Annotated in this window: 11 protein-coding genes; 10 read left to right on the forward strand and 1 reads right to left on the reverse strand. The window is 41.2% G+C overall.

What is annotated here, in order from left to right:
- Positions 1-151 precede the first annotated feature (151 nt).
- From PE36_RS02160 to PE36_RS02200, 9 genes are all read left to right on the forward strand, one after another.
- Positions 152-1,087, forward strand: a complete 936-nt coding sequence (locus PE36_RS02160) for an NADP-dependent oxidoreductase (protein ID WP_006030300.1) — start codon at positions 152-154, stop codon at positions 1,085-1,087.
- Positions 1,088-1,186: 99 nt separating this feature from the next.
- Positions 1,187-2,122 (forward strand): hypothetical protein, encoded by a 936-nt coding sequence (locus PE36_RS02165; RefSeq protein ID WP_006030301.1) that lies wholly within the window; start codon positions 1,187-1,189, stop codon positions 2,120-2,122.
- A gap of 58 nt (positions 2,123-2,180) precedes the next feature.
- On the forward strand, positions 2,181-3,602 hold the full coding sequence (locus tag PE36_RS02170) for an amidase (RefSeq protein WP_043993655.1): 1,422 nt from the start codon (positions 2,181-2,183) through the stop codon (positions 3,600-3,602).
- A gap of 1 nt (position 3,603) precedes the next feature.
- Entirely contained in the window at positions 3,604-4,533 is a 930-nt protein-coding gene (locus tag PE36_RS02175) for a DMT family transporter (RefSeq protein WP_006030303.1), read from the forward strand.
- A complete protein-coding gene (locus tag PE36_RS02180; RefSeq protein WP_006030304.1) occupies positions 4,502-4,879 on the forward strand; it encodes a VOC family protein in 378 nt (125 codons plus the stop codon). Before PE36_RS02175 ends, PE36_RS02180 begins: the two co-directional genes overlap by 32 nt.
- A gap of 271 nt (positions 4,880-5,150) precedes the next feature.
- Positions 5,151-6,044, forward strand: coding sequence for a TauD/TfdA family dioxygenase (locus PE36_RS02185; protein WP_006030305.1), 894 nt, complete (start codon positions 5,151-5,153; stop codon positions 6,042-6,044).
- A gap of 15 nt (positions 6,045-6,059) precedes the next feature.
- Entirely contained in the window at positions 6,060-7,586 is a 1,527-nt protein-coding gene (locus PE36_RS02190) for an AMP-binding protein (RefSeq protein WP_006030306.1), read from the forward strand.
- Positions 7,587-7,598: 12 nt separating this feature from the next.
- Positions 7,599-8,795, forward strand: coding sequence for an aminotransferase class III-fold pyridoxal phosphate-dependent enzyme (locus PE36_RS02195; RefSeq protein WP_006030307.1), 1,197 nt, complete (start codon positions 7,599-7,601; stop codon positions 8,793-8,795).
- Positions 8,795-10,144 (forward strand): aspartate aminotransferase family protein, encoded by a 1,350-nt coding sequence (locus PE36_RS02200; RefSeq protein ID WP_006030308.1) that lies wholly within the window; start codon positions 8,795-8,797, stop codon positions 10,142-10,144. Before PE36_RS02195 ends, PE36_RS02200 begins: the two co-directional genes overlap by 1 nt.
- A gap of 199 nt (positions 10,145-10,343) precedes the next feature.
- Here the strand turns inward: PE36_RS02200 and PE36_RS02205 are convergent, their stop codons facing one another.
- Complete coding sequence (locus PE36_RS02205; RefSeq protein WP_006030309.1) at positions 10,344-11,198, reverse strand: crotonase/enoyl-CoA hydratase family protein; 855 nt, start codon at positions 11,196-11,198, stop codon at positions 10,344-10,346.
- 367 nt (positions 11,199-11,565) lie between these two features.
- On the opposite strand from PE36_RS02205, the gene PE36_RS02210 reads away from it, so the two are divergent.
- Complete coding sequence (locus PE36_RS02210; protein ID WP_043993657.1) at positions 11,566-12,045, forward strand: ATP synthase subunit I; 480 nt, start codon at positions 11,566-11,568, stop codon at positions 12,043-12,045.
- Positions 12,046-12,049 lie beyond the last annotated feature (4 nt).

Here is a 12,049-nt window from a genome sequence, read left to right on the forward strand (position 1 = left end):
TTACACTCGTAAGGCCTCACTTTTCCCACAGGGATGAACATCATTTATAAATAATCGCCTTGCCTGACTTAAAGGACAGGTGTCTGATAATCCATAACAACATAATATTTACCCACTGAGATTAATTAACATAAACCAATGGGGAAATACTATGAAAACCAATCCACTAATGAAAGCAGTTCGTATCCATGAATATGGCGGACAACACACGTTACGTACCGAACAAATCACCTTACCTGAAATCACAGCCGACGAAGTATTAATTGAAGTGGTTAATACCAGCGTAAATCCAGTTGACTGGAAAGTGCGTGAAGGTTGGTTGGCTGATGAAGATTTACACCAATTACCGTTAACCTTAGGCTGGGATATCGCAGGTCGAATTTCCCAGGTTGGTGAGAATATCAATAACTTCAAGGTAGGTGACGAAGTTTATTCTTTCAGTGATTTAACTCGTGACGGGGCCTATGCCGAGTTTGTAGCTGTGGATGCCAGTGCCGTATCTTATAAACCGAAAACCATTAGTTTTGCGCAGGCTGCAGCTGTTCCGTTGACGTCATTAACGGCATGGCAGGCAATTTATGAGGTGTCGCAACTCAGCGCAGGTGATTCTATCTTGATACATGGTGCCAGTGGCGGTGTAGGCAGTTTTGCCGTTCAATTTGCCAAGCAATTAGGCGCTAAGGTTACAGCGGTAGCTTCTGCGGCTAATCATGATTATTTACGTGAACTTGGCGCCGATAATGTGGTGGATTACAAAACACCTGATTATCTTACAACCCTTGCAACCTTTGATGTAGTTTTCGATATCGTTGATAACGATGTTGCTGGTATTTATGACAAAGTTAACGCCAAAGGAAAATATATCACCACCTTAAAAGAGCACGACATCCCTGAACAATTTACTTTTGAACATGCCCGCGTCATGGTGATGCCTAACGGTGAACATCTGACAAAAATCGGAGCCTTAATCGACAATAATGAAATCCAGGTACCAGCTATTTCAGAAATGCCGTTTGAGCAGATTGCTCAGGCACATGCACTTTCTGAAACAGAACATGTGCGCGGAAAAATAGTTATCAATATCTAATTCCTTATATGGCAAAAGAAAACGCTGTTACAACAAAATGATATTTATGGGCGGCCAAATTCCGGCCTGCCCTATCTGCAATTAGTATAAGGAAGTACTATGAAAATTTTATCTATATTACCTCTGCTTTTATCGGCAATAACCACTTTTTCTGTCAGCGCTGACTATTATAAATCGAACGTCATCGAACACAAAGTCATCAAAGGTCACCTGACGACAGGTGTAAATAATTACTGCGGTAAAAAGTTGTTTAAATTTCCAGACGCTTATGCCTCGTTAAATGATTTATCTTTTCAGTTTGTTGGCCAATACGATCCGGACCCACAGGCGCAGGATGCCATTTTACTCAGTGAAGAAAACTGTAATGACGATACTATTTTAGCGTCAACTACAGATCCGATTAATGTTGCCTGGTTACAATCATTTTTAGATATGCCAGATGCAGATTCACGATTAAAAAACGTGAAATTAATGGACAAACCGACCTACGTAGACTTGGTGGGTAACCATGGTTATATTGATCGTACCCGTCCAACACATTCTAACCCTGTGCCTTATTTTGACGGGCCTCAGGATGACATAACCTTAGGTGAATGGTCTAAGGCTCGTGGCAATTATCAATTTATCTGTTACGACGACGGCTCCGCAAAAACAGTTGCCCGCTTTAGAAAATTATTCCCTAATTCAATGTATTCAATGTTAGGTGTTTGGGACAAAGAAGGTTCTTTAGTGGTACAGCCATTTGGTGGCCTTCCTAATGTGATGATCACAGATAAACATGGTCGCGCCCGTTATGAAAAACGGGTTAACGGTTGCCCGTTACGTCCAAGTGATGATAACAGCGAATTATTATATTTAATCATTAGCTATCATCCAAATGCATCAATTACGGGTGCATCATCATTTATCACTACTGCATTATCTACAGTAATCAATAAAGATGGTTCTACTTACCAGAGTACCCAGCCTCCAGGCATCGTAATTCATGATCAAATGATGTTCCCAATCAATAAATTGGAAAAAATTGAAGATTAAATACGTGGTATAGCTAAAAGGCCGTCTATAAGAGGCTTTATCGACTAAGGACAGATAAATGAATTTAATAGATATCCCATCACTTTCCATCACGTCAATGGTCGCCCTGATTGCCCAAGGGCAGCTCAGCAGTGAACAGGTCACGGAACATTATATCGCTGAAATAACACGTATTAATCCCAAAATTAATGCCTTGGTACAAACGGCAGATTTTGACTTACTAAGAACAGAGGCGAAAGCGGCCGACCTTGCGGTTAAAAATGGTGAACAATTAGGGCGTTTACACGGCATTCCATTATCTATCAAAGACATGTGCAAGGTGAATGGGTTTGTATGCACCTTAGGTACATCAGGTTTAAAAGCGTTCGTCGCAGACCGCGATGCCACCATAGTGGCACGCTTAAAGCAGCAAGGAGCATTAATTTTAGGGATCACTAATACCCCTGAATTATTAATGGCATTTGAAACCGATAATTTACTTTACGGGCGTACCAATCATCCCTTTAACAGCGATTATTCTCCGGGGGGAAGCAGTGGTGGTGAAGCAGCTCTTATTAGTGCAGGTTGTTCTCCCGCAGGAATGGGGTCTGATTCTATGGGCAGTATTCGGGTGCCATCGAGTTATTGTGGTATCGCCGGTCTTAAAGTGACTCAGGGTCGTTTACCGCAAACAGGTCGTTTACCTCAGGAAGGCGCAGGCTTACATGTCAGAACAGCTTCTTATGGTCCAATGGGGCGTTATGTTGATGATGTTGCTTTATTACTGGAAATCACCCATGGCCCAGATCAAGTAGACCCAAACTCACCGCCAGTGGCACTGGAAAATTATCAGGATGTCGATTTATCCGACTTAACGGTTGCCTGGTACGATGACAACGGTTTAGTTACGCCGGATCAATCAGTGAAAGCTGCCATTGCCAAAGCGGCAGACGCCCTTGACGGTAAAACAAAATCATGTGAATGGGCAAGGCCTGATTGCTTAGAGCAAGTTGAAGGGTTAGCGCTGGAGATGATTGCTTTTGGTGCCGACTCTGGTCTCAGTTGGGCCAAAGGAGCCGAACTATTAGGTACAAAAACCACATCCCCTTTGTTTAATGCATTTCTCAACGCGGCAAAATCCTGTGATATCGGCGTGACTGAACTCAGGGGGCGCTTACGTAGTTGGGATATATATAATTTCAATATGAATGCATTCAGTCAGCAGTACGATATTACCTTATGCCCAGTAACACCAACAGCGGCATTTAAACACAACGAATCGAGTCATAATATTCGTCAGTTCGCCTATACCATGGCCTATAGTTTAACCGGGCAGCCGGTAGCAACGGTTAATATTGGTGCCGATAAAAATGGATTTCCTATCGGTATTCAAATTGTGGGTCGTTTATGGTGTGAACATCAGGTGTTAGCTGTCGCTAAATATCTGGAAAGACGCTTTGGCGGGTACCAACTTACCCGCAACCAACTAAAGGATATTTAACATGAAAAGTATATTAATGTTGATCGCCTGTGGCGTCATTTGGGGATCTCAGTACGTTTTTAACGAGGTTGCTATAGGAGAGATTGATGTCATTTGGATCGCCGCATTGCGATCAGGTATTGGCGCTCTATTCCTAATTCTGATTTGTTACATGCTTAAATTGAAGCGTTCCCCTGGTAACTGGCCACTTATCATTTTAATTGGTCTACTTGAGGCGACCTTGCCATTTTTACTGGTGGCCTGGGGACAGCAAACAACCCCGTCGGCATTTGCTGCGGTGATCACTGGTACAAATCCTCTGATAACGTTATTACTGGCCCCTGTAGTTTTAGCGGGCACGAGGATGACTCTTAAAGCAGTCGTTTGTAGTTTGATCGGTTTTAGCGGTTTATTATATTTGTTCTGGCCACAGCTACAACATCAGGGGTTAACGGATTTTTCCGGTTCAATCGCAATATTAATTGCGGCGGCAAGTTTTGCCTTGAGTTTACTCCTAGTAAAACGCTTGCAGCATTTACATCCTATTGTTTTAGCAAGAGATGTTATCGCAGTTTCCGCTATACAATTAATCCCTATGGCGCTGATTTGGGGAACGATGCCAACAGTAATGCCAAGTACTGCCAGTATCGGATCGGTATTGTACCTCGGGGTATTTTGTGGTGGTTTAGTTTATGTGCTCTTTATGACGCTGATTATGAATAAAGGGCCAACTTTTGCTTCTTTTAGTAATTATTTAGTACCAACAGTCGGGGTCTTGTTGTCTATGTTAGTGGCTGATACCGGATTAGATAACAGGATATTCATCAGTTTACTCATTATCATCAGTTCTATTTATCTATATCAGTTGGATTTTTCCTTTGCTGGAAAAAGCACCTCACCCAAACTTCAGGAGAAAAATAATGTTACAAGTCAACGGAATAGACCATATTAATCTGCAGGTTATCGATCTGGCCAAGTCATGTGAATTTTATCATCAGTTATTTGGCTTTGAAGAACTCAGGGATATGCCGGCAGTGAAAGGTAAAATTATCGGTAATAATCAGGCAAAACTGGCCTTGTATCAGGTATCAGGTTTTGATGGTTATAACAAACATGGTTTTTCACATGTATCTCTGCATGTTAACAATTTTGAAGATGCGATGGAGGCCTGTGAAAAGATGGAGGTAACGATTAAATATAACGGTATTTTGGACTGGGAAAAGTCACGTTCTCTTTATATTCTCGACCCCAATGGCTATGAAATTGAAATATCGGAGGTATGGGGAGGAGGCTTGTAACACATTCTATATTTAATTCTAACCGTTAAGTTAAGCCTAACCCCGGTATTTTACCGGGGTTAGGCTTTTCAGTTCGATTCTTAAAGCTTCTCGATGATACATTTCTATCTTTAATTTCAAGCACTTCCAATCAGCTATGGCATGAGTTGGTATTTGATTTCTAGTTTAAATAAAGCCACAAAAAAACCAATACCTGTTTAATAGTACAGTTTTCTATTTTTGTCCTGCATTTATTATATTACTCATCCTAATAAACAGAGAGAATATTGATATGAGTTATATATTGCTAGCAAGAAAACCCGGAGACATTCAGGTTGTTGAAGCAACATCAGCAAATAGCCAAGTGAGTGAATTAACTAAAAATCAGGTTTTAGACTGGGTCAGTGAATATGGCGCGGTATTGTTTCGTGGCTTTGATACTAGCATCGAAGCATTTTCTTCCTTAGTTAAAACGGTGAGCACCCGGGTAACTCTGGACCCTGCGCGAAATCATGCCACTGACAGTGCCCAGTTAGTGGATGCAGGTACTGATAAGGTCGGCTTGCATTTAGAAAACGGCAATGCGCCAATCTTACCTCACCTGGCGTGGTTTTATTGCAAAAAAGCAGCTAAGCACGGTTCTCAAACGACATACTGCGACGGCAATGCGGTATGGCCGACATTAAATAAAGCAGCACAAAACTTATTCGCTGGTCAGCGTATTAAGTATGCCCGTTGTTTACCCGAAAAATTGTGGAAAAAATATACCCATAGTGAACTCGATGGCATTAAATCACCTGAAGATGTGACCTTTTCTCACTTACAAATATTAGGTAACAAGGTCGATGGGCAAAAATTCACCTTGCTAGAAAGTGACGATGTGTATTCTGAATTTTCGGTATGGGCAGTGAGAAAATCGTTATTCAGTGATACTACGGGATTCTCAAATAGTTTGTTAGGCCCTTCTTTTAACTATGAGAAGCCAATGATCACCATGGAAAATGATGATCCTATTCCTGACGCTATCTGGCAACACATCGAGCAACAAACCGACAAACAAACCCGTAATATCGAATGGCAAGATCATGACATCGTCTTACTAGACAATACACGGGTTATGCACGGGCGAAGAGAAATTATCGATACTGATAGAGAGCTCTACAATGCCCTAAGTTATGTGGCATAAATAAAGGAATAGACAATGAAAAATATTACTTTAAGTGCTCAGATAAAAGAATTTATTAATTCTGCTGAAAATCGCCCAATATTCAAACGTTGTGGTACTAGTTTATCAATAGATAAACAGACTTTAGTGGATTCAATAAATAAGAGTGCGCAACGGCTTGAACAAGAAGATATTCATTTGGGGCAGATAGTGGTCGCTATTGCCATCGACCCTTCTTTTGACTGGATAGTTTGTGATTTACTATGTATTAGCAGTGATTCTATTAGCATTCCCATTCCAACCGAGTTTACCAATAGCCAAATTGAACATTTGTTACAGCCAGCGGAATATTGCTTTGTTAATAGCATGGATATGGCTGAACGTATAAATCAAGCTCTGCCTGAAATAGGTATTTTGTTTCCCGATGGACAAGTATTTAAACGAGCGGTCAAGAAAACTAATGTCGACGATTTTAGATCCTTAAAAGCAGATGATGTTTTTAAAATCATTCATACCTCGGGTACGACATCTTCTCCTAAAGGGGTGTTAATCCGCGATTTAGGTTTGGGTACTTTAGTTGCTACATTACGGGAAGTTTATCAACCATTAAATGGCATGCATTATTATTCGATGGTGCCATTCTCATTACTAATTGAGCAAGTACTAGCCGTTTATTTACCACTGTTATCGGGAGGTTCAACGTCATTATTACCGATGGGATTACCGCCTTTTAGTACCCAAAGTGGTATCGCCGAGCGCTATTTAGCGACGATCCCTTTTGCCGACATTAATTGTGTTTATTTACCGCCGAAATTATTGGAAGAAACCTTAGAGCATCTGCGCAAAGACAGTAGCCTTAAACGTCGTTTCTTTGGTGAGCCACAAGCAACAATCATGACTGGAGGGGCAAAAGTTTCAGTGAATATCTTAGAAGAACTGGCGAGTTATGGGGTCACAGTTGATGAAGGTTATGGCTTAAGTGAAAATTCTTCTGTTGTGGCACTAAACCGCGGGGTAGAAAGAAAATTGGGGACCGTAGGCCGGTTATTACCGGGTGTCGAAGGCAAGATTGTCGACGGCGAGTTATTAATCAAAAGTAAGACCCTGTGTGCCGGTTACTCAAGCCGAGATGTTTCTTCCTGTGATTTAACCGACGACGGTTTCTTACATACCGGAGATATTGCCCATTTTGATGATGAAAATTACCTAGTGATCACCGGGCGTAAGAAAAATGTGATTATCTTGTCGAATGGCCGAAATGTCAGTCCTGAATGGGTTGAAGCAACTTATAAAGAAGTGGACGGTGTCGCCGATGTGGTCGTGTTTGGTGAAGCCCAAGAAGCGATAAGTGGCGTGATTTTTACCGACGTTAACTCAGCTCAACAGCCTCAATTATTGCAACAAATACAGGATATCGCCACTCAGTTACCCGGTTATAGCCAACTCACTAATCCGGTATTGGTGAACTTAGACAGTGAAACACGTAAAAATTATTTCACGGTAACCGGACGCCCTAAACGTAACGCTATATATGACCAATTTATGCTCGCGCAAGCCTCTTAAGGAATAAGACCCATGAATGCAAATATAAAAAGCTTTTATGCACATGCCAGTGCCGACTGGCGCATGAAATTTACCAATAAAATAGTGACTAAAGCGGTTAACGCTACCTTGACATATCAGGATGGCAGTGAAGCAGTTGATCTGGCTTCCGGTGGATTCGGCCATCAGCAAAGTGACATCACCAAGGCGGTGAAAAAACAGGTGGCACTGATGCCATTGTCTAACCGGGTCATGATCAGTCCGACCTTAGCCGAATTTGCGAAAACTCTGGATCAAGCGCTACCGGATCCTTTGGCGGTGAGCTATATCTGTAATTCCGGTGAAGAATCCTTTGATGGGGCACTCAAACTGGCAAAAGGCCTACACAGAGATCGTTTTAAGGTAGTAGTAGTGCGAGGCAGTAACTTTGGAAGTTTAAGTTTTGCTACTTTATTTAATGAGTTAGATGCACCAAATTTGAAACATTTACCGCTAAAGCCGGTATTCGTTACCGCGAATGATAAAGACATGTTAACGAACAGCATTGATGACTCCACCTTAGCTGTGGTGTATGAGCCAGTATTGGTCAATGATGAAATAACGCCGCTTAGCACTGATTACCTTGAGCATATGCGAGTCTTATGTCATCAAACCCGTGCCTGTATGATTGCCTATGAAGTTAACTCTGGTCTTGGACGTTATGGTGTTGATTTTGCAATTGAATTATCAGGTGTTGTTCCCGATACTTTAGTTCTGGGGGGGGCGTTAAACGGCGGTTGTATACCAGTGGGCGTTTATGTAACCCGCAAGGCGATTAATGATGCCGTATATGGTCATCAGAATCCCTCTTTACACGGTAGTACCACTGGGGGGAATCCGGCCAGCTGCGTTGCCGGGCGAAAAGCCATTGAAGTAATGAAAAGTCATAAATTAAGTGCCAGACAAGTAGACCTTGGCCAACGCTTTAGCAATGGATTAAAGTTTACTGATAGCGTAGAAATAAAATATTTAGGCAGTTTAGTGCTGCTTAACTTTACTTGTGAGCATATTGCACAACAATTCCAGCAACAAGCATTGGCATCAGGCATTAATATAGCGAAAGCGAAAGCAAAATCAAAGACCTTGACACTGACTCCGCCATTAACGATCACTGATAGTGAAGTCGATTTCGCTATCAGTAGAATAAACCAGATAGCACTGAATATATTTGATAAGAAGGATACAGCCTAATGAACCGTGAAGAAGTCATTGAAATATGCGAAAAAAATTGGAACCCAACGGCTGCAACTATGTATCGGATCAGCCACAGAACCATGGAACACTCAGCTCATGGTCAATCGGTCACAGATAATGAGGGAAATTCGTTTTTAGATTTTGCCTGTAGTTATGGCGTTTTTATTGTTGGACATACCCAAAGTTATATTCAGCAAGCGGTCCAAAAGCAGCTTGATAGTATTGCGATTAAACCTTATGGCAGCTGTGATGAGAACACAATTAAACTAATGGCTAAATTAGCCACGATGTTGCCGGGAGATTTAAATCGCTCATATTTCTGTAACTCCGGCGCGGAGGCAATTGAACTGGCAATGCGTGCAGCCTTGGCGGCTAATCCTAAACGACAAAAAATGGTTATTATCAGTAACAGTTATCATGGTAAGACTTTAGGGTCCTTGAATATTTTAGGTCAAACAGGTCATAAAGAACCTTTTACTCCACTGATGAATAATGTTGAACATGTGCCTTTCGGTGATATTGTTGCCATGAAAAAAGCGATTGGTGATGGTGTCGCTGCAGTGTTTATCGAACCGGTGTTAGGAGGCCCGTACCTTGAAATACCGCCTGCTGGTTATATAAAACAAATCGAATGTTTATGTCGGGAAACCGGTAGCTTATTAATAGCCGATGAAATTCAGACCGCATTTGGCCGTTCGGGAAAAATGTTCGCGATTGAATACGATAATGTCGTCCCTGATATGATCATTTTATCAAAGGGCTTAACTGGTGGTCATGCCGCTATAGCGGTGACCGTTATGAGTGCGGAACTAGAGCGTAAACTGATCGAAGAACAAGGTCTAGATCCCCAAGTATTGACCAGTGGTAGTGGTGGTAATCCTTTTAATAATACAGCAGCATTATCCGCTATAGAATTTATTGAACAGCAAGACTTACCCGCCAGAGCTGAACATTTGGGCACCCGATTATTAACTGGTATGCGCCGGATCAGTGCGATTTACCCACAGTTTATATTAGACGTTCCAGGCATAGGTTTAATGACAGGGCTTAAATGTGTGAGTCCGGCAGTGGAAACTGCGATTACGATAGAGATGGGGAAACAAAATATACATCTTGGCCACTCCATGAATGAGAAAGAAAATCATCCAGTACTGCGTTTTTACCCACCATTGACTGTCACGGAGCAAGAAATTGATCATTGTTTATCGGCGCTTGAAGTGACGTTACAGCGTTTGGAAAAAAGACCGCTGTTTATATTTAAAATTATGAATCAACTAATTAAACGGCAGTATAAAATGCCAAAAAGTCTCCTGTATAAATTAACTGGAGTTAAAAAAGTTTCATAAATAGTTAGGGGCGGCTATTTTCGGTTAGCTAATAAATAGCAACTTCGTATAATTTAATTTTCAATAACGTACAAAATACAACAAAAAAAATAACCCATTAAGGATTGAGCTAGTGTAATGAGATATAGCCTCGTGAGCAAGAAGCTATATCTCATACTACATAACGACTAACCTTAAAAACAGGCCTGACATCAAACTCTTAACTATCAAACAACCCAGTCACTTTACGTAACGGTTTTAACTCCGGCGCTTGACGCTGTTTTTTCGCCTGTAAGATCGTCATGGTTTCTTCTAAACACAGCATACCAGCTTGCCAAGTTGCCATGTATTTCAAGCTGTCATCAACACCATGATCACGACTGTAATTAAGCATCTCTTTACTGCCTGTCACTGCCAGTGGTGAATGTGCCGCAATTTGACTGGCGATCTGTAATACCCCATCCAACATGGCTTCTTGCGTTGCAAAGACTTGATTAACTAGACCAAATTTCTCTGCTTCAGCAGCGCTAAAATTACGCCCTGTGTATGCGAGCTCACGTACAATACCTTGCGGTAAAATACTCGGTAAACGCTGCAATGTGCCGAGGTCGGCAGTAATGCCTAACTCCACTTCTTTAATGGTAAAGAACGCATCTTGCGTGCAATAACGCATGTCTGATGCCGCAGCTAAATCCAGCGCGCCACCAATACAACCACCTTGGATCGCCGTTAATACCGGTACCCGTAATTGCTCAAGATCAGTAAATACTTGCTGCAACTGCATAACAAAACGACGCATCGCTTCACTGACTCTGGCTTTATCTTTACCTATAGGGAAGTTATCAGGGCTTTGGAATACTTCTAAATCCATGCCAGCGCAGAAATGTGGGCCTTGTGCTGAAATAACCAATACACGTAAATCATCACTCATCGAAAGTGCTGAGATAGCGGCAGGAAATTCACGCCAAAAATCCAAATTCATCGAATTCAATTTTTCAGGGCGATTAAATTGCAAATGCGCAATGCTGTTTTCAACGGTTAGCGTAAAGGTGTTGTAACTCGATTCAATGTCCATTCTGATCAGTTCCTTGATAGTGATTACTTTATGCTAACAAAATCATTCCCTAGCAGCATTATCTTTACCGGACATATTTTTATCTTTATTCAACAAACCATTTATTGCTAGCGTCAACAGTAAAGTAACTTATAGCTCACTTAAAGTCCCAACCGCTAATACAGACAGCCGCTATTACAATTGATACTTTTTGTTTTGCATCAACGCATTAGTCTTGGTTTTCTGGTAACAATAAGAAGTGGAATAAAGTGTTTCGCGGTATATTTATAAATATTTACACTTCATCACAAAAGATTTCCATGCATAACTAGCTAGAAAGCGGTAAAATAGCGTTCGTATAATTCATTTAATATAGTTGGAGGATAAGTTGTTAACACCACATAATGCATATGAGTTAGCCATCAGAGGTTATGCACTAAAACTTATTTTAGGTCAGTTATTGTTAGTAATATTTATTGTTTCAGCGACTTACCTGGGTACCGATCATAAATCAACCCGTTCTGCCGCGTTAGGTGGGATGATATTTTTGGTGCCACAATATATCTTTACCCGATTATCTTTTCTGTATACTGGCTCCGCAAATATTATGCGAAGTAATATGTTTATGATCCTCGGTCATGCCTGTAAATTTGCGCTCATTTTTATTTTGTTTAGCGTGATATTACCGTTACCTGATATCCAGCATTTCTATTTGTTTATTACGTTTGTGCTTGTTATGTTTTCACAAATATTTAGTTTGTTAAAACCATTACCAGAACAGTATCCAGCTAAGTTCGCGTTATCAAGCAAGGCAGTAGTAAAAGAGAAAGAAAGTGTAGTTCTCGAAGCAGGTAAACAAGGTATTTAATAGC

The sequence above is a fragment of the Moritella sp. PE36 genome, assembly GCF_000170855.1.
Lineage (GTDB): Bacteria > Pseudomonadota > Gammaproteobacteria > Enterobacterales > Moritellaceae > Moritella.